Annotated in this window: 20 protein-coding genes, 1 tRNA gene and 1 pseudogene; 11 read left to right on the forward strand and 11 right to left on the reverse strand. The window is 59.5% G+C overall.

Annotation, left to right across the window (positions count from 1 at the left end; all coding sequences use genetic code 11):
• Positions 1–34 precede the first annotated feature (34 nt).
• The 5 genes from AC1DMK_RS05140 (at position 35) to AC1DMK_RS05160 (ending at position 4,254) form a co-directional block, all read left to right on the forward strand.
• Positions 35–928: an ABC transporter permease gene (locus AC1DMK_RS05140; RefSeq protein WP_037064477.1), complete on the forward strand. Its 894-nt coding sequence runs from the start codon at positions 35–37 to the stop codon at positions 926–928.
• Positions 925–1,713 (forward strand): ABC transporter permease, encoded by a 789-nt coding sequence (locus AC1DMK_RS05145; RefSeq protein ID WP_037064376.1) that lies wholly within the window; start codon positions 925–927, stop codon positions 1,711–1,713. Before AC1DMK_RS05140 ends, AC1DMK_RS05145 begins: the two co-directional genes overlap by 4 nt.
• 14 nt (positions 1,714–1,727) lie before the next feature.
• Entirely contained in the window at positions 1,728–2,789 is a 1,062-nt protein-coding gene (locus tag AC1DMK_RS05150) for an ABC transporter ATP-binding protein (RefSeq protein WP_037064379.1), read from the forward strand.
• Between the two features lie 250 nt (positions 2,790–3,039).
• A complete protein-coding gene (locus AC1DMK_RS05155) occupies positions 3,040–3,345 on the forward strand; it encodes an NIPSNAP family protein (protein ID WP_477857517.1) in 306 nt (101 codons plus the stop codon).
• Between the two features lie 33 nt (positions 3,346–3,378).
• Complete coding sequence (locus AC1DMK_RS05160; protein WP_477857519.1) at positions 3,379–4,254, forward strand: hypothetical protein; 876 nt, start codon at positions 3,379–3,381, stop codon at positions 4,252–4,254.
• Positions 4,255–4,347: 93 nt separating this feature from the next.
• On the opposite strand, the gene metH is transcribed toward AC1DMK_RS05160, so the two are convergent.
• Entirely contained in the window at positions 4,348–8,121 is a 3,774-nt protein-coding gene (gene metH, locus AC1DMK_RS05165; RefSeq protein ID WP_477857520.1) for a methionine synthase, read from the reverse strand.
• A 171-nt stretch (positions 8,122–8,292) separates the two neighbouring features.
• Between metH and AC1DMK_RS05170 the strand changes: the two genes are divergently transcribed.
• The gene (locus AC1DMK_RS05170) at positions 8,293–9,549 is read left to right on the forward strand and encodes an AGE family epimerase/isomerase (RefSeq protein ID WP_037064386.1); all 1,257 of its coding nucleotides are present in this window, start codon (positions 8,293–8,295) and stop codon (positions 9,547–9,549) included.
• Positions 9,550–9,594: 45 nt separating this feature from the next.
• Here the strand turns inward: AC1DMK_RS05170 and AC1DMK_RS05175 are convergent, their stop codons facing one another.
• From AC1DMK_RS05175 to AC1DMK_RS05205, 7 genes and pseudogenes are all read right to left on the reverse strand, one after another.
• A complete protein-coding gene (locus tag AC1DMK_RS05175) occupies positions 9,595–10,083 on the reverse strand; it encodes a heme-degrading domain-containing protein (protein WP_477857706.1) in 489 nt (162 codons plus the stop codon).
• 88 nt (positions 10,084–10,171) lie between these two features.
• A pseudogene (locus AC1DMK_RS05180) lies at positions 10,172–10,471 on the reverse strand (flavin reductase family protein); the annotation flags it as partial.
• A gap of 5 nt (positions 10,472–10,476) precedes the next feature.
• Positions 10,477–11,220 (reverse strand): aspartate/glutamate racemase family protein, encoded by a 744-nt coding sequence (locus tag AC1DMK_RS05185; RefSeq protein WP_477857522.1) that lies wholly within the window; start codon positions 11,218–11,220, stop codon positions 10,477–10,479.
• Positions 11,221–11,224: 4 nt separating this feature from the next.
• Entirely contained in the window at positions 11,225–12,046 is an 822-nt protein-coding gene (locus tag AC1DMK_RS05190) for an ABC transporter permease (protein ID WP_477857524.1), read from the reverse strand.
• 1 nt (position 12,047) lies between these two features.
• Positions 12,048–12,962, reverse strand: a complete 915-nt coding sequence (locus tag AC1DMK_RS05195; RefSeq protein ID WP_477857526.1) for an ABC transporter permease — start codon at positions 12,960–12,962, stop codon at positions 12,048–12,050.
• A 162-nt stretch (positions 12,963–13,124) separates the two neighbouring features.
• Complete coding sequence (locus AC1DMK_RS05200; protein WP_037064397.1) at positions 13,125–14,423, reverse strand: ABC transporter substrate-binding protein; 1,299 nt, start codon at positions 14,421–14,423, stop codon at positions 13,125–13,127.
• Positions 14,424–14,455: 32 nt separating this feature from the next.
• Positions 14,456–15,544, reverse strand: a complete 1,089-nt coding sequence (locus AC1DMK_RS05205; protein ID WP_477857528.1) for an ABC transporter ATP-binding protein — start codon at positions 15,542–15,544, stop codon at positions 14,456–14,458.
• Between the two features lie 270 nt (positions 15,545–15,814).
• On the opposite strand from AC1DMK_RS05205, the gene AC1DMK_RS05210 reads away from it, so the two are divergent.
• The gene (locus tag AC1DMK_RS05210) at positions 15,815–16,528 is read left to right on the forward strand and encodes a GntR family transcriptional regulator (RefSeq protein WP_037064412.1); all 714 of its coding nucleotides are present in this window, start codon (positions 15,815–15,817) and stop codon (positions 16,526–16,528) included.
• 67 nt (positions 16,529–16,595) lie between these two features.
• Here AC1DMK_RS05210 and AC1DMK_RS05215 read toward each other — a convergent pair whose 3' ends face one another.
• The gene (locus AC1DMK_RS05215) at positions 16,596–16,979 is read right to left on the reverse strand and encodes a BRA0787 family protein (RefSeq protein ID WP_477857529.1); all 384 of its coding nucleotides are present in this window, start codon (positions 16,977–16,979) and stop codon (positions 16,596–16,598) included.
• Positions 16,980–17,226: 247 nt separating this feature from the next.
• Complete coding sequence (locus AC1DMK_RS05220; RefSeq protein ID WP_477857531.1) at positions 17,227–17,973, reverse strand: SIMPL domain-containing protein; 747 nt, start codon at positions 17,971–17,973, stop codon at positions 17,227–17,229.
• A 154-nt stretch (positions 17,974–18,127) separates the two neighbouring features.
• Here AC1DMK_RS05220 and AC1DMK_RS05225 point away from each other — a divergent pair.
• From AC1DMK_RS05225 to AC1DMK_RS05240, 4 genes are all read left to right on the forward strand, one after another.
• A tRNA-Ile gene (locus tag AC1DMK_RS05225) sits at positions 18,128–18,203 on the forward strand.
• A 1,635-nt stretch (positions 18,204–19,838) separates the two neighbouring features.
• The gene (locus tag AC1DMK_RS05230) at positions 19,839–21,842 is read left to right on the forward strand and encodes an AAA family ATPase (protein WP_477857533.1); all 2,004 of its coding nucleotides are present in this window, start codon (positions 19,839–19,841) and stop codon (positions 21,840–21,842) included.
• 70 nt (positions 21,843–21,912) lie between these two features.
• Entirely contained in the window at positions 21,913–22,725 is an 813-nt protein-coding gene (locus AC1DMK_RS05235; RefSeq protein WP_477857535.1) for a metallophosphoesterase, read from the forward strand.
• Between the two features lie 347 nt (positions 22,726–23,072).
• A complete protein-coding gene (locus AC1DMK_RS05240) occupies positions 23,073–23,339 on the forward strand; it encodes a hypothetical protein (protein WP_477857537.1) in 267 nt (88 codons plus the stop codon).
• Positions 23,340–23,415: 76 nt separating this feature from the next.
• Here the strand turns inward: AC1DMK_RS05240 and AC1DMK_RS05245 are convergent, their stop codons facing one another.
• A complete protein-coding gene (locus tag AC1DMK_RS05245) occupies positions 23,416–23,814 on the reverse strand; it encodes a hypothetical protein (protein ID WP_477857539.1) in 399 nt (132 codons plus the stop codon).
• Positions 23,815–23,841 lie beyond the last annotated feature (27 nt).

Genomic DNA, 23,841 nt, shown 5'->3' on the forward strand with positions numbered 1-23,841 from the left:
TCTCCCTATCTATTGCCCGATGAGGCTGTCGTATATGAGCAGTGTTACAACACCCGTGGCCAGCACCACGTCCCTGATAAATCGCGACAGGGTCATCGACTGGCTCGGCATTGCGCCATTCATGATTTTTGCGCTGATGTTTCTCATCGTTCCGACGGTCTATCTCGTAGCGGGCGCATTCCTGACGCCGGACGGTGATCTTACTCTCAAGAATATCGCCGACCTGTTCACGCCGTCGATCATGAGCGCCTACTGGATCAGCATCAAGGTGTCGGTTGCATCCGCTCTCGGCGGCGCGCTGATCGGCTTCCTGCTCGCTTGGGCAGTCGTGCTCGGCGGCCTTCCCCACTGGGTTCGTTCCGGCCTTCTGACCTTTTCCGGTGTTGCCTCGAACTTCGCTGGCGTACCGCTCGCCTTCGCTTTCCTGGCCACACTCGGACGAACCGGTCTTGTCACCGTTCTGATGCGCGATTGGTTTGGTTTCAATCTCTACTCGACCGGCTTCAACCTTCTAAGCTTCCTCGGCCTGACCCTCACCTACATGTACTTCCAGATACCGCTGATGGTGCTGATCCTGACGCCGGCGCTCGACGGCATGAAGAAGGAGTGGAAGGAAGCCGCGTCGATCCTCGGCGCTTCGAACGGCCAGTATTGGCGCATGATCGCCTTTCCAATCCTCTGGCCGAGCCTGATGGGCACCACCCTGCTCCTCTTCGCCAACGCCTTCGGCGCCATCGCGACGGCCTATGCCCTGACAGGAAGTGCGCTCAACATAGTGCCAATCCTGCTCTACGCACAGATCCGCGGCGATGTGCTGCACAACGCCAATCTTGGTTACGCGCTGGCGCTTGGCATGATTGTCATCACCGGCCTGTCAAACCTGTTCTATATCCTGTTGCGCATGCGCGCTGAACGGTGGCAAAAATGAAGACATCCCGCCTTGGCGCATGGATCGCCACAGCACTCGGCGCCATCTATTTCCTGTTGCCGCTGATCGCCACGATCGAGTTCTCGCTACGCATGCGGCGCGGCACGTATAGTTTCGACGCTTACGCCTCCGTCTTTTCCGATGCGCAGTTCCGGCAAACCTTCGGCTTTTCGATGCTGATGGCGCTGCTGACGATCGTTTTCGGCATGCTTCTCGTCGTGCCGACCGCCTACTGGGTTCGCCTGCGCCTGCCGCAGATCCGTCCCGTGGTCGAATTCATCACGCTGCTGCCCTTGGTCATCCCGGCCATCGTCATCGTCTTCGGCTATCTCAGGATGTACAACTCTTCATCGATGCTGCCGCTGACCGGCTCGACGACGGGCACGAACATCCTGCTCGTCTTCTCCTACGTGACGCTGTCCCTGCCCTACATGTATCGGGCGGTCGATACTGCAATGCGCGCGATCGACGTCCGCACGCTGACGGAGGCCGCCGAAAGCCTCGGCGCGAAGTGGACGACGATCATGTTCAAGTGCATTTTCCCGAATGTCATGAGCGGCGTGCTCTCCGGCGCCTTCATCACGCTCGCAATCGTCATGGGCGAATTCACCATGGCGGCCCTACTTAATCGTCCGGCTTTTGGCCCCTATTTGCAGCTGGTCGGCGCCAACCGCGCTTACGAGCCATCCGCATTGGCGGTCATCGCCTTCTCGATCACCTGGCTCAGCATGGGCCTGCTCCAACTCGTCTCCCGCTTCCACAGAGCCGCCCCGGCTAAGTCGTAAGGTATTTGGTTTTCATGGCTTTTCTCGAACTCGCAAACCTCAAGAAATCCTTCGGCAATGTACAGGTCGTGCATGACTTCAACATGCAGATCGAGAAGGGCGAATTCATCTCTTTCCTGGGCCCGTCCGGCTGCGGCAAGACAACGGTCTTGCGCATGATCGCTGGATTTGAAACGCCGACGGCCGGCCAGATCGCCATCGGCGGCAAGGAACAAGGCAATCTCAAGCCGAACAAGCGCAACATCGGCATGGTCTTCCAAGCCTACGCGCTGTTTCCGAACATGAGCGTCCACGACAACGTCGCCTTCGGCCTGAAGGTCGCAGGCGCTCCGCAGGCCGAGATCGACAGCCGGGTCAAGGAGATGCTGGGCCTCATCAAGCTCGACCATCTTGCCGATCGCTATCCCTATCAGCTGTCGGGCGGCCAGCAACAGCGTGTCGCGCTCGCACGCGCGCTTGCCGTGAAGCCTCAGGTCCTCCTGCTCGACGAACCGCTCTCTGCTCTCGACGCCAAGATCCGCGTGTCGCTGCGCGAGGAAATCCGCGCCATCCAGCAGAAGCTTGGAATCACCACGGTCTTCGTCACCCACGACCAGGAGGAGGCGCTGTCGATCTCCGATCGCATCGTCGTCATGAACGGCGGTCGCGCCGATCAGATCGGCACGCCGTTCGAGATCTACAACACACCGGCCACCCGCTTCGTCGCATCGTTCGTCGGTACGCTGAACATCATCGACGCCAAGGTGATCGATCCTGCGGTAAACCGCATCCAGATCGGGGATCAGGGCGTGACGCTGAAACAATCCATCGCCGCCTTCAAGGCGGGCGACACGGTATCGCTCGCCCTGCGTCCGGAGGCCGGCTCGCTGTCCGATACGATTGCCAGCGATACGGCACTAAGAGGTGAAGTCGTATCCGCACATTTTCTGGGGTCCGTCATTCGTACCCGCATGAACGTCGGCGGCAATGTCATTTCCTTCGACATGTTCAACAGCCCTGGCGTCAATCCGCCGGCAACAGGCGAAACCGTGACGCTGCGCTTCATGGCCGCCGACCTCCTCGTCATTCGGGATTGACAGGCTGAAGAGATACCACGAAGGGGCGCCGTCATTCACGGCGCCCCTTCGTGTTTGCGGCTTTGTCCAATGGCATACGCCGATCATCAACTGCCGCCTTGACATGCCTGCGCGGCTGGTCGTCACGTCATCAATGTCGACGTCGGCACCGAAGAATTGACCGGCCGGCTTGCGGCGCAGTCGCAAGCCATTCAATATCCGTCGACCGGGCGGGCGTTTCGCCCGCAAACCTCCCGCAAGAGATATTTCAATGATTACCTGCCATCTGCGCTACGTGCTCGACCCCTACAAGATTCCGGAATTTGAAGAATATGCCCGGCTCTGGATCCCGATCGTCAATCGGATGGGCGGCAACCACCACGGCTATTTTCTTCCATCGGAAGGCGCCAACAATATCGCCGTCGCGCTCTTCTCCTTCCCGAGCCTCGCCGCTTACGAGGACTATCGCATCCGCATGGCAGCCGACCCGGAATGCCAGGCAGCCTTCGAGCTCGACCGCCGCAACCGCAGCATCGTCAGCTATGAGCGCAGTTTCATGCGCCCCGTCCTCGGGTAAGCCGAGCCAACCGTCAGCCAAGGTGATTGAATCATGACGCCTGAACCTCGGATAAAAATCCTCGATGCCATCACCAACCCCGGCAATCCGGAAAAACCGAACGACGACCGTTTCGGCCACAACAATGCCTCCGCCTTCGTCATCGACGGCGCAACGGGTCTCGGCGACCGGCGATATATCGAGGAAGCAGCCAGCGACGCAGCATGGATCGTCGAGCGGTTTGCGCACGGATTTCAGGAGAATATCACCCGCGACAGCGAGATCCCGGACGTTGCGCGTGCTCTCTCCGTGGATGCGCTAGCAGCCTTTCAGGGCCGCAATGGCGACGTGCCGCGCTATGCCTGGCCGCTTGCGGCCTTCGCCATGGTGCACGCGACCCGCCGCGGTCTTTCGTTTATCGGCCTCGGAGACTCTTGCCTGTTCCTGCTGCAGGATAACGGCTCTGCGAGCCTGCATATGGCGATCCCCGATGCCTATGTGAACGAACAGATGCACGCCCAAAGCCACATCGCTCGCACCGGCGGCATCACCAAGGGCGGCGGCGCGCTCGGCAATCCGGAAACGCTTGCGGCACTGCGCCGACACCGGGAGAGCCAGAACACGGCCGATAGCGGTGTTTKGACGCTGGGTCTGGTGCCTGATGCAGCCGACCACCTCGTCTCGCAAGAGCTGCGGATCGAAGGCACGAGCCACGCCATTGTCTGTAGCGACGGTTTCTCTGATCTCGTCGTCCTCTATTCGGCCTATACGTCGGCAAGCCTGGTGCGGACCGCGCTCGACAAGGGGTTGGCGCCCATGGTCGACGAACTGAGGCGCTTCGAACGCGAGATCGATCCGGAAGGGCTTCGCTTTCCGCGCTTCAAGCAGAGCGACGACACCACAGCGCTGCTTGTCGAACTGACGGCCTGAACGACGCGATTTTCGATTCAGGATCAGCGAGTTAGCCGCCAGCCCTGAATCATTTTCTTCACGCCTTGAATCAAGGCATGAAGGCGCATCCGCTTAGGCAGCGTCCTCGATCTCCTCCTGCCGCTTGCGCGGCACATAGTTGAGCACCGGTCCGAGCCAGCGCTCGACTTCGGCGACATCCATGCCCTTGCGGCCGGCATAGTCCTCGACCTGATCGCGCTCGACCTTCGCCACCCCGAAATAGTAGGACTCGGGATGGCCGATGTAGATGCCCGAAACCGAGGAGCCGGGCCACATCGCATAGCTTTCCGTCAGCTTCACGCCAGCAGCGTTCTCGGCATCGAGGAGGCGGAACAGTGTTTCCTTCTCCGTATGGTCGGGCTGTGCCGGGTAGCCCGGCGCCGGGCGGATACCGGCGTATTCCTCGGTGATGAGCTGCTCGTTGCTGAGCGTCTCGTCTTTGGCATAGCCCCAATAGTCGCGCCGGACCCGCTCATGCATGCGCTCGGCGAAAGCCTCGGCAAAGCGGTCGGCAAGCGCCTTGACCAGGATCGACGAGTAGTCGTCGTTGGCGCGCTCGAAACGCTCCGCAATCGCGATTTCCTCGATACCGGCAGTGACGACGAAACCGCCGACATAGTCCTGCACACCGCTCGAAACCGGCGCCACGAAATCGGACAGCGCCACATTCGGGCGGCCGTCGCGCTTCGAAAGCTGCTGGCGGAGCGTGTAGAACGTCGCCAGTTCCTGGCTGCGCGCCTCGTCTTTGAACAGGTGAATGTCGTCGCCGACAGTCCCCGCCGGCCAGAAGCCGATGACGGCCCGCGGACGGAACCACTTCTCGTCGATGATCTTCTTCAGCATCGCCTGCGCATCGGCCCACAGCGCGCGCGCCGCCTCGCCCTGTTTCTCGTCTTCGAGAATGGCGGGGTAGCGGCCACGCAGTTCCCAGGTCTGGAAGAACGGCGTCCAGTCGATGTATTTCGCAAGCGTCTCCAGATCGTAATCCTCGAAGACCTTGGTGCCGAGGAAGCTCGGCTTCGTCGGCTTGTAGACGGTCCAATCGACTTTCTGCGCATTCTCGCGGGCGCGCGCGAGCGGCAGGCGAACCTTTTCGGCCTCGCTGCGTGCATGGGCAGCGGCGACCTTCGCGTACTCGGCGCGAATGTCTGTGATGTAGCCATCGCGCGCTTCGGGCGACAGCAGTGCCGAGACGACGCCCACGGCGCGGCTGGCGTCGGTCACGTAGACCGTCTGCCCCTTGTTGTAGCCCGGATGGATCTTGACGGCCGTATGGACACGACTGGTGGTGGCGCCGCCGATCAGCAACGGCAGATCAAGTCCCTGGCGTTCCATCTCGGCGGCAACATGCACCATCTCGTCGAGCGAAGGCGTGATCAGCCCCGAGAGGCCGATGATGTCGACACCCTCCGTCACAGCCGTTTCCAAGATCTTCGTCGCCGGCACCATGACGCCGAGGTCGATGATCTCGTAGTTGTTACAGGCAAGCACGACACCGACGATGTTCTTGCCGATATCGTGCACGTCGCCCTTGACGGTCGCCATGAGGATCTTGCCGGCCGATTTCCGCTGATCGCCGCCGGTGAGGCGTTTTTCCTCTTCCATGTAAGGCAGCAGCACCGCGACCGCCTGTTTCATCACGCGGGCCGACTTGACCACCTGCGGCAGGAACATCTTGCCTGAGCCGAAGAGATCGCCGACCACGTTCATGCCGGCCATCAGGGGACCCTCGATGACATGCAGCGGACGCGCCGCCTTCTGGCGTGCTTCCTCCGTATCTGCGTCGATGTATTCGGTAATGCCGTTGACCAGTGCATGCTCGAGCCGCTTCTCGACCGACCATTCGCGCCACGACAGGTCCTGAACGCGCGCTTCTCGCGTTCCCGCACCACGGAAACGCTCGGCAACCTCAAGCAACCGCTCGGTGCCGTCGGGCCGCCGGTTCAGCACCACGTCCTCGCAGGCTTCGCGCAGTTCCGGATCGATGTTGTCGTAGACGGCAAGCTGGCCGGCATTGACGATGCCCATATCCATGCCCGCCTGAATGGCGTGATAGAGGAACACCGCATGCATCGCCTCACGCACCGGCTCGTTGCCGCGGAAGGAGAAGGACAGGTTCGAAACGCCGCCGGAAATATGCACCAGTGGCATGCGCTGGCGGATTGTCCGCGTCGCCTCGATGAAATCGACCCCGTAATTGTTGTGTTCCTCGATACCCGTCGCCACCGCGAAGATGTTCGGATCGAAGATGATATCCTCAGGCGGGAAACCCGCCTTCTCGGTCAGGAGTTTGTAAGCGCGCGTGCAGATCTCGACCTTGCGGTCGTAGCTGTCCGCCTGCCCCGTCTCGTCGAAAGCCATCACGACCACAGCCGCGCCGTAAGCGTGCAGCAGGCGCGCCTGTGCGAGGAAATTCTCCTCGCCTTCCTTCAGCGAGATCGAATTGACGATCGGCTTGCCCTGAACGCGCTTCAGGCCGGACTCGATGATCGAGAACTTGGAGCTGTCGATCATCACGGGCACGCGAGCGATATCCGGCTCGGCGGCGATCAGGTTCAGGAACTCGATCATCGCCTTTTCGGAATCGATCAGGCCTTCGTCCATGTTGATGTCGATGACCTGCGCGCCGCTCTCGACCTGGTCGCGCGCGACGTCGAGCGCCGCCGTGTAGTCGGCGTTGGTGATCAGCTTGCGGAACTTCGCCGAACCGGTGACGTTGGTGCGCTCGCCGACGTTGACGAACGGAATGTCCTTGGTCAGCTCGAAGGGCTCCAGCCCCGACAGCGACATGAAGGGACGATGTTCCGGGATCTCGCGCGGCTTGTATTTGGCGACAACCTCGGCAATCGCGCGGATGTGCTCCGGCGTCGAGCCGCAGCAACCGCCGACGATGTTGACGAGACCCTCGCTCGCAAAGCTTTCGATCTGGGCGGCCATCAGCTCTGGCGTCTCGTCGTACTGGCCGAACTCATTCGGCAGGCCGGCATTCGGATAGGCGCAGACGAAGGTATCGGCAACGCCCGAAAGCTCCTGCAAATGCGGGCGCATGGCGTTGGCGCCGAGCGCGCAGTTGAGCCCGATCGTGAATGGATTGGCATGGCGCACCGAGTTCCAGAAGGCCGACGGCGTCTGGCCGGAAAGCGTGCGTCCGGAGAGATCGGTAATGGTGCCGGAGATCATGACAGGCAGACGGATGCCCTTGGCCGCAAAGCGTTCCTCGCAGGCGAAGATTGCCGCCTTGGCGTTCAGCGTGTCGAAGATCGTCTCGATCAGGATGATATCGGCGCCGCCGTCGATCAGGCCGTCAATCTGCTCGCCATAGGCAATGCGCAGATCGTCGAAGCTGACGGCACGGAAGCCCGGATTGTTGACGTCGGGCGAGATCGAAGCCGTTCGGTTCGTCGGGCCGATGGCGCCGGCAACGAACCGGCGCCGTCCGTCCTCGCGCTCGGCGCGAAGCGCAGCACGGCGAACGATTTCGGCACCTTCCTTGTTGAGGGCGTAAACCTCGCCCTCCATGGCGTAATCTGCCTGGGCGATGCGCGTCGAGGAGAAGGTGTTGGTCTCCAGAATGTCAGCGCCGGCCTTGGCGTACTTGTAGTGGATTTCCTCGATCGCATGCGGCTGCGACAGGATCAGGAGGTCGTTGTTACCCTTCTGATGGCAGGCGCAGCCGATGAACCGATCACCGCGAAAATGATCTTCGTCGAAGCCGAGCCCCTGGATCTGCGTGCCCATCGCGCCGTCAAGAACGAGGATGCGTTCGCTTGCCGCTTTCTTCAGGGCTGCGAACACGTCACCGCCGTCACGCGTTGCCCCCTGGGGACCAAAAAGATTGTCAAACACGGGCAGGCTCCTTGACGTCGTTAAAGACCAGCGCTTCAAATCACATAAAGATATCTTTATGTCAATATACGCTTGTCGAAACCGCACCGAACAAGGTTGCCGGGTGACAGACTCGAACCGCCCCTATATAGGCGCTTTAAAAGGCATTGTGCACGCAATCGGAGGAGTACCATGGCACCTGCAATCGGCGACGCCACGCTTGGAAACTGGACCACTCGCAGCTACCACCGCAACTGGCTGCTAGGACAGGCAAATGCCCTGTTCGATTTCTTCCAGCACGATTCCATCAATCCCAAGGGCGGGTTCTACGACCTGGACGATACCGGCAAGCCGCTCGACGCCGAGGGTCAGGTGCGCGGCGTCCATATCGCCGCACGTGCCGTCCATTGTTTCTCGATCGGCGCCTTGCTCGGCCGTCCCGGCGCTGCCGAAGTGGTGGACCACGGCATGCAGTATATCTGGAACCACCATCGCGACAAGAAGAACGGCGGTTACTTCTGGTCGCTCAACAATGATGGCCCGGTCGATTCCACGAAGCAGGGCTACGGCCACGCCTTCGTGCTGCTCGCCGGCTCGTCGGCCAAGACAATCGGCCACCCGCTGGCAGATGCCATGATCGCCGATGTCACCGAAGTGCTGAACAACAGATTCTGGGAACCGCGCCACGGCGCGATCGCCGAAGAGTTCAATGCTGATTGGTCGCTCATCGACGGCGGCAGCTATCGCGGCCAGAATTCCAACATGCACCTGACCGAAGCGCTGATGGCGGCCTTCGAAGCCACCGGCGACACGGCCTATCTCGACAAGGCGCAAAGCATTGCCGATCTGGTCATCCGCCGTGCCGCGGGCTCCGTTGACTGGCGCGTCGCCGAGCACTTCTCATCCGAATGGGTCCTCGACAAGACCTATCGTGGCAACGAGATGTTCCGCCCCTCGGGCACCACACCCGGCCACTGGCTGGAATGGGCCCGCCTGCTGCTGCAACTCTGGTCGCTCGGCGGCAAAAAGCATGAGTGGATGCCGGATGCCGCCAAGGCTCTCTTCGCGCAATCGATGCTGCTCGGCTGGGACGTCGACAAGGGCGGCTTCTTCTACACGCTCGATTGGCAAGACGCGCCCGCCAAGCGCAACAAGCTGTGGTGGCCGGCCTCGGAAGGCGCGGCTGCGGCCCACTACCTCAACGAGCACCTGCCGAGCGATTACCACGAGGAAAGCTATCGCAAGATCTGGAGCGTGATCGAGCGCTGCTTCATCGACCACAACAACGGCGGCTGGCACGAGGAACTGACGGAAGATCTCGTCCCCGCCCACACCATCTTCCCGGGCAAGGGCGACATCTATCACGCGCTGCAAGCCTGCCTGATCCCGCTATTGCCGGCTACCGGCAGCCTGACGAGGGTGATCGCCGAGGCAGGCGGCAAGATCTAGTTCGATACAGCAGGCGGCGCCGTTTTATTCCGGCGCCGTTTCCATTCAGGCCAGGCGCAGCGCGTCCAGATCTTTTGCCAGTATCAGCGCCAGCGCTTCGACCGCCAGGTTGTGGTCGTCGCGCTGCGGCAAGCCCGACACCGTTACCGCGCCGATGCAGCCCGATCCCTTGACGTTGATCGGAAAACTGCCGCCATGCGGCGCATAGTCCGCGTCCGACAGGCCGTTGTCGGCGACCGTCTTTCCCTTTTCCTTGAGTTCGAGGCCGATCGCGTAGCTGCTCCTGAAATAGCGCAGCACCAGATTGCGCTTGCGACGTACCCATTGAACATTGTCGGGCGTCACGCCCGGAAGCGCCGCGTAGAATACCGGCATCGAATGCAGCGTGATGTCGATGGCGATGCCAAGGCCGCGTTCGCTGCCGAGTTCCTGCAGCAGCTTGCCGAGTTGCCAGGCCGTGCCCAGATCGAAGGCGTCGAAGCTCAACGCATTTTCCTGTTCCGCGATCCGCTTGAGGTCCTCGTCGGCCGTCATCATGTCTGTTTCTCTCCGCTATGCTTTTGGCTGAACATTCGTAACCCAAGCGGAAAAGTAAAGCAAAATCGTGGTGATATGGCTCGCGTCAGATCTTCGGCGTGAGCATCTCGAAGCGGTCGCGGATCGTGCAGCAGGTGTCGCCTCCAAGGCGCGCAATGGCATCAAGCGCTGCCGGATCGACACGCAGACGTGCCGGATCGACGACACCGTCGCGATAGTGGGCATAGGCGATCTTGCCCATGATGATCTGCCGCGACTTGCCGAGCTCCAGCGTCACATGCCGCTTGCACTCGAAAGCCGCCGGCGCCTGCGCGATCCACGGCGACACGACCTTGGTTCCGGGCATGGCCGTCAATCCCGCTTCCTTCAGTTCATCGACGCCGCGCGTGCTCAGCCTGCAGCGCGCATCGGCGAAAAGCCGCTCATCGCCCCGATGAAGGGCTTGACCAGCGGCGAGGCATAGGAGCCGCGCTTGCTGGTCGTCAATCCAAGCGACACCAGCGTCTCGGCTTGCTTGACGGCGGCGGCAACGCCGTCCACCACGGGCACGCCATAGGTCGCCTGCAGTTCGCGCGCCAGATCGGTCATGCCGGCGCAGCCGAGCACGATCGCCTCTGCCCCGTCTTCGCGGAGTGCCCGCTCGATCTCCGCGCGCAACTTCCCGATCGCACCGGACGCTGCATTCTCCAGTTCGAGCACCGGAATATCGGACGCCCGAACCTTCGCACGCTCCCCCATGCCGTAGCGCCGGACAAGATTCTCGATCAGCACCCGCGACCGCTCCAGCGTCGTCACGACGGTGAACCGCTGGGCAAGAAAGCCCGCAGTCGCGACAGCGGATTCGCAAAGCCCGAGAACGGGCACGTCGGCAAAGCTGCGCGCCGCATCAAGCCCGGTGTCGTCGAAGCAGGCGATAACGGCTGCGTCGTAGCCGCCAGCCTGCTGCTCCTTTAGTTCGCTGAGAAGCCCCGGAATGGCGAATGCGCCATCATAGTGCCCCTCGATCGAGACCGGGCCCATGCGTGACGTAGCCGAGATGATGTCCGTCCCCGCAGCAGCAACCGCCTGGGCCGCAAGCGCGGCCTTCTCGGTCATCGAGGCTGTCGTGTTCGGATTGACGAGGAGAATGCGCATAATGTCAGCTTATCTTTGCCTGGCGTCGGCCCAGCATGAGCATGATGCCGAGCGCGACGAGAATGATGGTGAAGGAGAAGAGCGTCGTGACGGTACCGAGCGCGTAGAGCACAGGCGTCGTGACGTTTGTCGTCATGCCATAGATTTCGAGCGGCAGCGTGTTGTAGCTGCCCGATGTCATCAGCGTGCGCGCGAATTCGTCATAGGAGAGCGTGAAGCCGAATAGGCCGACGCCGATCAGGCTGGGCGCAATCATCGGCAGCACGACGTGGCGGAAGGTCTGCCAGGAATTCGCGCCGAGATCGCGCGCCGCTTCCTCATAGGCCGGGGAGAAACGGTTGAAGACGGCGAACATGATCAACACGCCGAAGGGCAACGTCCAGGTCAGATGCGCGCCGAATGCCGAGGAGTACCAGGCAGGCCGCAAACCGCCCTGCTGGAACACCACGCCAATGCCGAGCGAGATGATGATCGACGGAACGACGAGGCTCGCGACCGTCGCGTAAAAAAGCACGGTGGAGCCGCGAAACCGCCGGCGGAAAGCCAACCCGGCGAGCAGTGACACCGCGACCGTCACAACCATGACCATGAAGCCGAGCGTGAACGACCGGCGGAACGATGCACCGAAATCCCCGACCGCCTGCTTTTCGAAAAGGTTGAAGAACCAGTGAACGGAAACGCCGTTCAGCGGGAACGTCAAACCACCCTCCGGCCCCTGGAAGGACAGGATCAGGATCGCCGACAGCGGCCCGTAGAGGAACAGCACGAAGACGACAAAGAAAGCCGCCAGCACATAGAATTCGAAGGTGCGCGTTTCGTGGCTCATCTCAAAGCTCCTTGCGGATGTCGACGACGCGCAGGATCGCCGCGACCATCATCAGGACGACGATCAGGAGCACCACGGCGTTGGCGGCCGCTGCCGGATATTGCAGCAGCGACATTTGGTTCTTCATCATGAGCGCCACCGATGCGCTCTGGCCGCCGGACATGACCTGCACCGTCGAGAAGTCGGCCATGACAAGCGTCACGACGAAGATCGAGCCGATCGCAATGCCGGGCTTTGCAAGCGGCACCACGACATTCCAGAGGATCTGCCAGCCGCTGGCGCCGGCATCGCGCGCCGCCTCGAACAGCGAGCGATCGATGCGCATCAGCGTATTGAAGATCGGCGTCACCATGAACAGTGTGTAGAGGTGCACCATGGCAAGCACGACCGCGAAATCGGAATAGAGCAGCCACTCGATCGGCTGCGGCACAATCCCCATGTTGACCAGCGCCGTATTGACCAGGCCGTTACGGCCAAGCACCGGGATCCACGAGATCATGCGGATGATGTTCGACGTCATGAACGGCACGGTGCAGACGAGGAAAAGGATCATCTGCGTCGTCGTGCGGCGGATGTGGAATGCGAGGAAATAGGCGACCCAGAAACCGATGAAAAGGGTCAGCACCCAGACGATTGCCGTGAATTTCAGCGTATTGAGATAGGTCTTCCACGTGACCCACGAGCCGAGCGTATCGGTGTAGTTCATCGTCAGAAAGGCCGGATAGAGGCCCGCGAAGTCGTAGTCCCAGAAGCTGACGACTGCGATCGTCAGGATCGGCAGGACGAAGAAGAAACCGAGGATGACAACAAGCGGCGTTGCCTGGATATAGGAGGCGGCCCATGGCGCAAGCCGAAAGCCGCCCATGCGAACCCGCACGGCCTTCTCATTTGTGTGCTCTGAAGCGATCGTCGCCATCCCCAATCCTTTCGGAACTCAAGCCTTCGTCCTTGCCGATATAAAGGGAGGCGCCGATGAAACCCCTCCCCAACCCTCCCCACAAGGGGAGGGAGTTTTGGCCGCGACGCCTCCGGGCGCCCTCCCCTTGTGGGGAGGACTGTGTGGGAAGCGGCAATCGCCCTAGGCAGCGATGAACTCGTTCCAGCGGCGGACCATGTAGCGGTCTTCATCCATGACGGAGTTCCAGCACGCAACATGTCCCATGCGCTCTTCGAACGAACCACCGTCACGAACGGCGCCGGCCTTCTCCATGATCTTGCCTTCCGGAGACAGGATATCGCCCTGCGCCGGCTTGCCTTCGATCCAGTAGCCCCATTCGTCGGCAGACATGAATTCCTTGGCGGTATCCATGGCAGCAGAATAGTAGCCTTGACGGTTGAGATAGCCGCCGACCCAGCCGGACGTGTACCAGTTGATGTATTCATAGGCTGCGTCGAGCTCGGCACCCTTGAGGTGTGCCGCCAGGCCGAGACCGCCGCCCCATGCGCGGTAGCCTTCCTTGAGCGGCTGATACTTGCAGGCGATCCCCTTGGAGCGGACCGCGGCAACAGCCGGCGACCACATGGACTGGATGACGACTTCGCCGGAAGCCATCAGGTTGACCGACTCGTCGAACGACTTCCAGAAGGCGCGGAACTGGCCGTCGCCCTTTGCCTTGATCAGGAATTCGATCGTCTTGTCGATCTCCTCCTTGGTCATGTTGCCCTTGTCGGCATACTTGATGTTGCCCATGGCTTCCATGATCATCGCGGCGTCCATGATGCCGATCGACGGAATGTTCAAAATGGAGGCCTTGCCCTTGAACTTCGGGTCCATGATATCGGCCCAGGTGGTGATTTCGCGGCCGACGAGATCAGGACGGATGCCGAGCGTGTCGGCGTTGTAGATGGTCGGAACCATTGTCATCCACTGAGTCGGCTCCTTGGCGAACGTCTTTGACCCCTGGCCTTCGACGAAGCCGACCGTGTGTGGCGCCGTACCCTGGGCGATGACGCTGTCGGCCTTCAGCTTGCCATTGATGAACAGCGGCACGATCTTGTCGTAGTATTTGAGCTTCTTGACGTCCATCGGCTGCAGCACGCCGGTCGGGTAGACCTTCTTGGCGATCCAGTATTCGATGTCGGCGATATCGTAGCTGTCGGGCTGCGTGACGGCGCGCTGTGCGGCGGCGTCGGAATCGGTCGCCGTCATCTCGAGCGTGATGCCAAGGTCGGCCTTGCACTTCTCGGCGATCGCATTGATGTTCGAAACACCGGTGCCGAACTGGCGCAGCGTGATGTTGGTCTTGGCCCAGATGGTGGGGAAGCCGGTGATGAGGCCAGAGCCGGCAATCGCGCCGGCCGCAGCAGCACCCGTCTTCAAGAGCGTGCGGCGGGACAGCCCATTGCCCGTCTTGGTGGATTTCGTTTCATCAGTCATGTCAAGTTCCCTCTTTTTGTGATGATGATGTTTCATGCAGAAACGCGACCGAGGAGGACGGCGTCCTCCAGGGCCCAACTCAGAGACACCGCATCGCCGACCGATACGGGTTTGGCGAAATAATCGCCGTCGCTCGCGATGACCGTGAAGTCGTCACTGCCCGCGCCGATGACGGTGATCTTCACCGAAGCGCCGCGATATTCGATGTTGGATACGACGCCGTTGAAACCGAGCGTACTGTCGGAGGCGCTATCGAGACGCACGCGGTCGGTGCGGATGCCGATATCGACGGCCTCATTGATCCGCCTGCCCTCGCCGCGCACGGAAAACGTCTGGCCTTCCGGCACCTCCAGCGTCACGACACCGTCCGTCGCCGATATGACGCGGCCCGAGAGAACGTTGTGATCGCCCATGAAGCGGGCGACGAAGGCAGTCGCCGGGCGCTCGAACACGTCGCGGGGGGCAGCGGCCTGCTCGATCTTGCCATCGTTCATGATCACGATGACGTCTGCCAGCGCCATCGCCTCTTCCTGGCTATGCGTCACATGCACAAAAGTGATTCCGAGCGTCTTCTGCAGCTTCTTCAGTTCGGCGCGCATGCGGATCTTCAAGAACGGATCCAGCGCCGACAGCGGCTCGTCGAGCAGCAGCGCTTCAGGATCGGTGATCAGCGCGCGGGCAAGTGCCACGCGCTGCTGCTGGCCGCCTGAAAGCTGCGCCGGGCGGCGCGGCGCATAGGCTTCCATCTGCATCAGCTTCAGCATGTCCATCGCCTTGGCGCGGCGCTCGTCCTTTTCGACGCCCTTCATCTTCAGGCTGAAGGCGACGTTGTCGACGAGATCGAGGTGCGGAAACAACGCATAGGACTGGAACATCATCGCCGTGCCGCGCTTGGCCGGGGGAAAGTCGGTCACGACAGTGTTGCCGAGACGGATGTCGCCCGACGAAATGCTCTCGTGCCCGGCAATCATCCGCAGCGTCGATGTCTTGCCGCAGCCGGACGGCCCCAGGAAGCAGCAATAGGAGCCCGCCGGGATCTTCAGGCTGATCGCGTGCACGGCCGTGGTGGTGCCATACACCTTCGAAACGGATGCTATATCGATCTCTGCCGCTTTCGACATCGTGTCTTCCCCTGTTCGAGAAGAACAATGCATCTGCCGTGCCAATCTCTATTGCACTGCATCAAACACTTGGGAAAGCTGGCATTTCCTGCAGCAACGAGCTTTGCTTCAATATTCAGCGCCCCTGCGCGCCTGCACATGAAATAGGCTATCGTCTGCAATTCATGCAAAAAATCGTATACAATTTAGTCGCCTCTTTGATCGCAAATTCCGGTTACCTTTTGCCCCAAAGACAGATATCATTTGCGCATAGAGAAGGTATTCCATTTCATGAAGTCCGCCGCAAACGCGCTCCAGACAACGGATGATTCCGCCGAAACCGGCGCCCAGCAGATCCGCGACGCCATCCGCGACGCGATCGTGGAGCGTCGGCTCTCGCCAGGAACCAAGCTGTCGGAAAATGACGTCGGCAATCTGTTCAATGTCAGCCGGACGCTGGCCAGGGCGGCTCTCCAGGCGCTTTCCTACGAAGGCCTTGTCAATGTCGAGAAGAACCGCGGCGCGTTTGTCGCATACCCCTCACCCGACGAGGCCCGCCAGATTTTTGCCGCCCGGCGCCTGATCGAACCCGGCATCCTGCGCGAAGCGGCAGCCAGGATAACGCCGTCCGAAATCCAGCACCTGAAGCAGCTTTTGCTGGAAGAAACCCGGTTGATGGGTGAACGCGGACAGACGGCCCGGCGTGCCGAAATCAAGGCCTCGGGCGACTTTCACCTGACGCTTGCCGCCATCTCGGGTAATGCGATCATGCAGCGCTTCATGGACGAACTTGTCGCGCGCTCATCCCTGGTGATCGCGCTTTACGGCCAGTCGACCGTCTCGAGCTGCGGCCACTCCGAACATGGCGACATCGTCACAGCGATTGAAGGCAAGGATCTCGACCGCGCCTGCCGTCTCATGCTGCACCACATCGCCCATATCGAGGCCGACCTCGATCTGCGAGAACGCAAGACACAGGGATTGAAGGAGGCCTTCGAGCCCTGAGGGTCATAGGACGCGCAGGCCAAATTGGAAACCCGCGGCCACCGATCGGCGGCCGCGAGAATTGAGCTCAACCGCGCGAGCGGCGCTCGGCCGGGACCGATGCAACGGCCACGATGTCAGGCGTACCAGTTGTATGAAGGCGTTTGCGCACAAGCACACCCATGACACGAGCGGCCGTCGAGAAAGTCATCTGATCGAGCGGCCCCTCGCCTTCCCATGGCTTCGTCAGCCGTTCGGTGACGGCGCCGACGATATTCATGGGAACGATGTCGTTGCACTGGCGCATGGCTTCGAAGACGCAACTGATGGGAACAACCCGGCCCTCGAAGGTCACGATCGGCTCCGTAAGTTCCGTGTCCCACTCTTCAAAGGCATAGAGCGCTTCGCGGAAGAGTTCCTGAAGGGTGAACGGGGCGTGTCCGTTGTGAAGTGGCGGCAAGGCATTCGTCATGTCTGTCTCCTCTTGTGGGGATAGTGCCAATTCCTCCTCATCGGCCGGCATGAAAGCGGGAACAGAACTCATGTTCCCGACCGGACCGAATAACACGATCAATGTTATAGTGTAATATACGTGTGATAAAGGCTTTTATCGACTCCGGGTCTCGCATCGCCGAGTCCAAAAGCATAAGCCGTTGATATCAAATATGATATCAACGGCCCAAGTTGAATCAACTTACGTTACCGAACGCCGAAACGACCTATTGGGCGATGGCAAAAGTCACGCTGACGGTGATGTTGTAGCTTGTTTCACCACCCTGGATCGGCACCGACGAGTCGGCTGCCTCCTTCATCATCGCCGCCCGGTAGACCGGCACGGGCTGCGGGCGCGGGCCGCTTTCGTTGATCTCGATAACGTTGCCGAGCTTGACGCCGGCCGCCCCTGCAAGCGTCTTCGCCCGGCTGATCGCATCCGCGACGGCATCCTTGCGCGCCGCCTCTATCGCGCTCTCTGGCTTGTCGTTGGTGAACTGGATATCGCCGCCTTGATTGACGCCGAGCGTCACCGACTGGTCTATGATGGCGCCGAGCTCAGACAGATCGCGGACGCGCACGGTCAGCGAATTCGACACCTGATAGCCGATCAGTTCCGGTGGCTGCTGCTGACCGTCGTTGTTTTGCGGAAACCGATATTGCGGCTGAACGGAGAAACCCGATGTCTGCAGATCTCGCTCTGCAATTCCCGCCTTCTTCAGCGCGGCGAGAACATCGCTCATCGCCTTGTTGTTCCCGTCAAGCGCCTCGCGGGCGGTCTTTTCCTGCCTGACGACGGACAGGTTGAGCACCGCCATGTCGGGCGCCATCGTGGATCGACCTTCGCCGATCACCGAAATCACTGACTGACGCGGCTGCGAATCAGCAGCCACGGCCGGCAGACTGGCCGCGGCCACCGCTGGCAGGCCGATCAGCAGACTAAAGACGAACCCCTTGGTGTTGCGCAATGGCATGTTTCACTCCCCGATTGTGATCTACGGCTATTCTCTTGCCGCTGGATTGTGAAGCTATTGCGGCAATGGCTTGTGACCGCTCAAGAATTGCGTTAGAGCGAAACCGCCCCGGCGAACCATTGCGCCGGACGCACGGCAGCCACTGCGGCCGCCCGGGCCTGTAGCTCAATGGTTAGAGCCGGCGGCTCATAACCGCTTGGTTGGGGGTTCGAGTCCCTCCGGGCCCACCATCTATTCCAGAGACTGCCGCCGCCTAGCCCGTTGTACCGGCACTCCCTGGGCAGCGGCCAGAGGTAATCTGTCCGCCACATTGCTCGTGCAGAATAGCACATTATTCCGTAAAAACAAAAAGTTGGTCGACACTTGATGGGCAGCGGCGCGTGTAGATCAGGCTGATAAGTCTGGCCACCGGTTCGGTAGCGTAGATGGGCGGGTTCGAGTCCTAGACTGATCGTCAGAACTAGAACGGGATATTGACCTACCAATTTTCAGCAATCGAATTTTGGGCAGCGCTCTGGGCAGCAATCAGGTGCGGTGAGTCGTAAAGCGAGTACAAGGCGGGCTGATTTGGGAGTTCGAGCTTTCAGACAAGCAGCAATGACTGTAGCCTCCAACTTTGGCAAAATCATAACTTTAATCAATGCCGCGCTGCGCAAAAGTTGCGGTAGCCGATCCCCGCGAACGCCGATCCCGTTTTCTCGTTCGACGAATATATCTCCTGTTCCACCGCTCCATGCTGCCGCAACCCAAGGGGGGTATATTCGGCCAATACCCGCACCCAAGGATCGCGCAACGGAACTGCGATCAGCGCCACCTTCCACGGCTGATCCCGACGGTCTGACAAGCGCGAGTAACTCGGTTGGTCCGCTTCGACCCCAAAGCAGCTTCAACTGTCCGTTTTGAAGCCGCGACGAAGCCGCACACCCGCCCCTAATTCGGTTTCTTCGTGGAGAAAAATGACCCCTCTTTCATAAAGGACCTCTCGTAATCGACTAGCCGACTGCTCATTGATCCTTCTAAGTTGGGCGCTCTCCAGACGAGCGATGACGTACCTGCCGACCCCAGAAGCCTCTGAAAGCTCATCCAGAGTGTAGTCCAGCATCGCCCGGGCTGGTCGCAGGCAGTCCACCCAGCCCTTTCCACTTGGCGTAGCCCATCTGACCCCCTCGCCTTCAGTCGCGGTAACATCAACCAACACTAAGCCGTACCGGAGAAGGGCGACCCGTACTTGAATAAGCGCAAATCGATCTGGGAGCTTTCGTCCGGGTTGCTCAAGGCCAAGTAAGACGCTCCGGGTGATCATAGCTTCGCGAGCAAGGTCGCTCTGTGTGAGCCCCAGCATCGAGCGTGCCGCTCTGATTTGACTGTGAGTTGGAAGCTCCGCCATGCCCCGGAAAAAATGCGAAAGCACAAAAATGTCAACATATCTGCACTGATCGCTCTTTCGCGACTTTATATGTATTTTTCCTACATTTGTTGCGCGAATCGGTTTGCATGTTGATGCAAGGAAATCAAAAATCGAATCGAACGAGGTTTCGCATGCACGACAGATGGCTTGGCGGTCCGCCTACCGTGATAATCCCGCGACTGCAGTCGCTTCTTGCTGACATACAGAGTCTTGCCTCACCCGGCGGCTTCGATGGGCCTGTTGATCCGGTCGTCATCCGCAACTGCATGCTCATCCAGCGTTCAGTGCCGTGCCTGGTTGGGGAGATGTCAGGTCACCCGCATATCAAAGAAGGTAGCCCAGGCATCACGAGCGAGCTTTTCTACCTCGATCAACAACGCAAAATCGGCAGAACCCTCAGCAGGTGGTATTATTTTGACCACGGGCTGATTGGTTAGCGACAATGTGGAGCGAACCAATGGACAAAGCCCTGACCGACAGCTTAGACCGATATATAGGCAAACTCCAGGAAGTCGCTGACCAGCTAAAAGGCGTGCGAACAAATGAGTTTCTGTTCACCAAGCGGTATCTTCCGCCAATTGCCCTCAAGTCAGCAACTGACTTTTTGGCCTACTGCGCTCTGGTAGCACTCTTCCGCAGAAACGTGGGCCGCCTGTCAGAACCGTCTTGCGTAGCCGTCATTGCCGTCCCATCGCATTGGCAACTGAACGACGTTTATGACGCAGCTAAGATTATCCTAAAGGATCGCAAGGGCGTCAAAATTTGCCTGCATCCCACATTTAAGAACCGACGCGCATGGGAAACTGACGCCGTTGAATTCCTTGAGTCGGGGGAGAAGTTGATCATCTTCAACCAGGAGGGCACCGTCCTTCATGAGGACTTCGAGCTTGCAGCCACCTTCTTCGACAGGCTTGTCTTATGTGATGTCCGGCACTTGCGAGCCCTCAGCATACTTCGCAGATGTGGCAAACTCACTGACGAGCAAGCAGCGGTGATTGCAGAACAACCATCGGAGCGAATGGAAGCGATCTTCCGCCGAGATCAACCGGCGAGCCGGGCCGCGATGAAGCTGTTAAAGACCGTACCAGTGGTTTCAGGAGCTGAACGTCTTCTCGATGTCAGTAAGGGGTTCGGCGAAGCCAGTCTGTGGGCTGAAACACTTAAGAGGGACCTTGAAGAATGGCGAAAAGGCAAACTTCCGTGGGCCGAAGTAAACAAAGGTTGCCTCTTATATGGGCCACCGGGAACCGGGAAAACGCGGTTTGCAGCCGCTCTTGCGGCCTATTGCGACCTGCATTTGGAGGCGACCTCAATACCCAAGTGGCAGGCTTTCAAAGACGGCGACCTGGGTGACATGTTGAAAGCCATGTATCAGGCGTTCACTGCTGCCAAGGAAAATGCACCGTGCCTTTTATTCCTTGATGAATTCGACGCCATTGGCGACCGGGCCAAATTTCCTAGCCGCCATGAAACTTATTCAACCACCGTCGTAAACGCTCTCCTGGAGTGCTTGGACGGAACGCACGGTCGTGAGGGCGTCATCGTCCTTGGCGCGTGCAACTATCCGGAGAGGATAGACCCGGCTCTTTTGCGAAGCGGTAGACTGGAAAAACACGTCAAGTTTCCTTTGCCTGATGCCGCAGCGCGAGGAGAAATCCTTGAGTTTCATCTGCCCACTTTGGCTGGCAACGCGGCACTCAAGGAAATTGGCGCACGACTGCCGGGCAAAAGCGGCGCTGATCTGGAACGATTAGCCCGCGAAGCGCGAAGGATTGCTCGCAAAGAAGCCAGGGATGTCAACATTTCGGACGTTAGGTCCCAAGTCCAAGTTCCACCGCCACTCGACGCCAAGACCTTATATCGCGTGGCAATCCACGAAGCAGGTCACGCGCTTGTAACCCGCGCCTTGCTATTGGGTAAAATCGTGCGCGTCGAAATCTACGACAACTTCGAGAACTTCGCGACCACATTCGACGCCAATGGTAGCATCCTGATAGAAACTCCTCACCGCGAGTTTCTGACCCGCTGGGACGCCATGAAAATGATCACGTCGGACCTAGCAGGAGCAGCAGCCGAGGACCTGATTTTCGGACATCGGTCCAACTGGTCGACAGGCAATGATGGCAGCGACTTCGCGAAGGCGACCACGCTGGCGATCCGGATGGTGACGGAATACGCTTTCGGAAATTCGTTGTATTATCTTCCTGGATCAGTCGACATGACTTCGCCTCCCAAATTATGGGAGGACCTCGCGCTGCGTGATGACGTCACGGAAATCCTTCAAGAGCAGTACCAACGAGCGAGAGATATGCTCGATGGCCTCAAGCCTACGCTGCTCAAGCTGGCCGACGCGCTCGTCAAGCACAAGCGCCTCGACGCTTCACAGTTGGAACCATACTGGCCAGGAGCGCGGAAAGTCCCTCCATCGACACCCCAAAGCCGAAGCCGCTGCCAACATTAGCATCCGATTACGCAAAGTCGAACTTATCGACCAACACGCGCCGTATCTCAATACGGCCGATGGAGGCCCCGTGAAAGCTTGGATCATCAGCGACATCCATGAAAGCCGCCTCAGCAGGCTGATTCGCGACCCGCCACAGGTTCCGAACGCAGACATCTGCGTGTGCGCGGGCGACGTCACGAACTTCGTCGATGACAGCATCGCTTATATCCGCCGGGTCGTCGAGCCAAAGATGCCGGTAGTCCTCGTGCTTGGAAACCACGATTACTATGGCAGCAGCATCAGTAGGGCACTGGAGCGTGCCAGGCGGCTCGTTGAAGGAAGCCGCATTCATCTCCTCGAAAACGAGACCATCACAGTCGGTGACTGCCGGTTCATCGGCGCGACCTTATGGACTGATTTCGCGGTGTCCGTTGGCGACGATGATCACATCCCGCCGGAAGAGCGGCGCGTCAAAGCTTTTAAGCTGGTCCTATCGCGCATGATGGATTTCCAATGCATTTTTCGCTCGGACCCTAGAAAAAATGGCGAAAACGGCATGGTGACGGCCTGGGAAATCCTCGAACGCCACAGAGAAAGTCGCAAATTTATCGACACGGCGTTGTCGGTCGATTTCCAAGGACGAACCGTTGTTGTTTCCCATCACGCGCCTTCAATGCGAAGCTTCGATCCCGCTTTCTTTGGAAACGTCACGAACGCTGCCTTCGCCTCTGATTTATCTGACCTCATCTGGCGGAGAAACCCGAGCCTATGGATTCACGGACATATCCATAAGTTTCGCGACTATATGGCCGACAAAACCCGGATTATCTGCAATCCGTTTGGCTACAGGGGCGAGCTATACACCTCTGGATTCCGCCCGAACTTCATAGTTGACCTGTAGACTGTGCGCTGTTGGTGGTAGGGAGTCCTCACGCATCGCCGTCTGAGTTCTGCGGTCACGGTACTCGATGAGGTAATGCGCAATCTCAACGATAGCTTCGGGGTCCATATCATCAAAATTCGAAGGCAAACTTTGAAGATGAGATGTCAGACGAGCCGCGACCTAATGAGCGTCCGGGCCGACGGCCTGCGGTGAGTCGACGCGAGGCTTCGCATCGTTTTCACAAGTGACCGAATGAACCGTCTCCTAATCTCCCGAAGCGACAAGGAAATCGTCTGAGAAAAGTGCCCGTCAAAGCAATCCCAGATAATTTCCTAAGACGCCCCCTCAGAAGGATAGGCAAGACGATGAATGACGATCTCTTCACCGCTTCTTTGGTCGTCGTGTTGGCCTTTGCCGCCTACCCTCTCTTCCTGTGCATCTGGAACATAATGGGAGCCTACACTTACCACTTTGCCCGTAGCGAATGGAAGCTTGACCCTGGCAAACCATTAAGCCTTGGCAGCTTTAAAACCCCAGTGCTGTCGGTCCTCATGCTCTTTGGCTTCGTTGCGTTCGCAGTGGTCCTCGCAAAGACACTTGTCATGCTTGGGCTTCGCCCCCCGTCCGCCTGAATTTTATCCGGCTTTCAACCCCGGTCGGAGGGCTCGAAAAGAAATTTAGGAGCTACTATTGCGGCTGTTAGCCCCACTATTCTTTCGTCAGCGTACCGTAGGCGGCCAGAAATCGCTGCTTCCAATCGTCTCCCCACACATCAATTCGTGCCTCATGTTGATCGGCACCTGCTAGGGCCGCGTGCCAACTCGACGATGCTGCAACGAACACCGGCGTATCAAAGTCCGCGAACTGGTCCGCCGTAATATCAATGATGACCTCTCCATCGGTCAACCAGACATGCGACGCATCGCCGTGTCGGCCACAGACATATCTATATGGCCCATAGCCATGGCGCGACAGGTGATGAGCGAGAAGTATCGATGCGTCTCCGCAGGCACCATTCGGGAACGATTGAAGCGTAAGACCGTGATCTTGATCATATTGCTCTAAACGAGCGCGGAAATCCCTGACTAGGCCGACGAGTTTTTTCACCTCGCTATCCTTCTATTTCTATCCTTG

Source organism: Rhizobium sp. 05L419 (assembly GCF_056397845.1).

What these genes read in the sequence shown, in the direction of transcription:
- AC1DMK_RS05140 (WP_037064477.1), top strand. Translation starts at nt 35, where the DNA reads ATGAGCAGTGTTACAACACCCGTGGCCAGCACCACGTCCCTGATAAAT.
- AC1DMK_RS05145 (WP_037064376.1), top strand. Translation starts at nt 925, where the DNA reads ATGAAGACATCCCGCCTTGGCGCATGGATCGCCACAGCACTCGGCGCC.
- AC1DMK_RS05150 (WP_037064379.1), top strand. Translation starts at nt 1,728, where the DNA reads ATGGCTTTTCTCGAACTCGCAAACCTCAAGAAATCCTTCGGCAATGTA.
- AC1DMK_RS05155 (WP_477857517.1), top strand. Translation starts at nt 3,040, where the DNA reads ATGATTACCTGCCATCTGCGCTACGTGCTCGACCCCTACAAGATTCCG.
- AC1DMK_RS05170 (WP_037064386.1), top strand. Translation starts at nt 8,293, where the DNA reads ATGGCACCTGCAATCGGCGACGCCACGCTTGGAAACTGGACCACTCGC.
- AC1DMK_RS05175 (WP_477857706.1), bottom strand. Translation starts at nt 10,083, where the DNA reads ATGACGGCCGACGAGGACCTCAAGCGGATCGCGGAACAGGAAAATGCG.
- AC1DMK_RS05185 (WP_477857522.1), bottom strand. Translation starts at nt 11,220, where the DNA reads ATGCGCATTCTCCTCGTCAATCCGAACACGACAGCCTCGATGACCGAG.
- AC1DMK_RS05190 (WP_477857524.1), bottom strand. Translation starts at nt 12,046, where the DNA reads ATGAGCCACGAAACGCGCACCTTCGAATTCTATGTGCTGGCGGCTTTC.
- AC1DMK_RS05195 (WP_477857526.1), bottom strand. Translation starts at nt 12,962, where the DNA reads ATGGCGACGATCGCTTCAGAGCACACAAATGAGAAGGCCGTGCGGGTT.
- AC1DMK_RS05200 (WP_037064397.1), bottom strand. Translation starts at nt 14,423, where the DNA reads ATGACTGATGAAACGAAATCCACCAAGACGGGCAATGGGCTGTCCCGC.
- AC1DMK_RS05205 (WP_477857528.1), bottom strand. Translation starts at nt 15,544, where the DNA reads ATGTCGAAAGCGGCAGAGATCGATATAGCATCCGTTTCGAAGGTGTAT.
- AC1DMK_RS05210 (WP_037064412.1), top strand. Translation starts at nt 15,815, where the DNA reads ATGAAGTCCGCCGCAAACGCGCTCCAGACAACGGATGATTCCGCCGAA.
- AC1DMK_RS05215 (WP_477857529.1), bottom strand. Translation starts at nt 16,979, where the DNA reads ATGACGAATGCCTTGCCGCCACTTCACAACGGACACGCCCCGTTCACC.
- AC1DMK_RS05220 (WP_477857531.1), bottom strand. Translation starts at nt 17,973, where the DNA reads ATGCCATTGCGCAACACCAAGGGGTTCGTCTTTAGTCTGCTGATCGGC.
- AC1DMK_RS05230 (WP_477857533.1), top strand. Translation starts at nt 19,839, where the DNA reads ATGGACAAAGCCCTGACCGACAGCTTAGACCGATATATAGGCAAACTC.
- AC1DMK_RS05240 (WP_477857537.1), top strand. Translation starts at nt 23,073, where the DNA reads ATGAATGACGATCTCTTCACCGCTTCTTTGGTCGTCGTGTTGGCCTTT.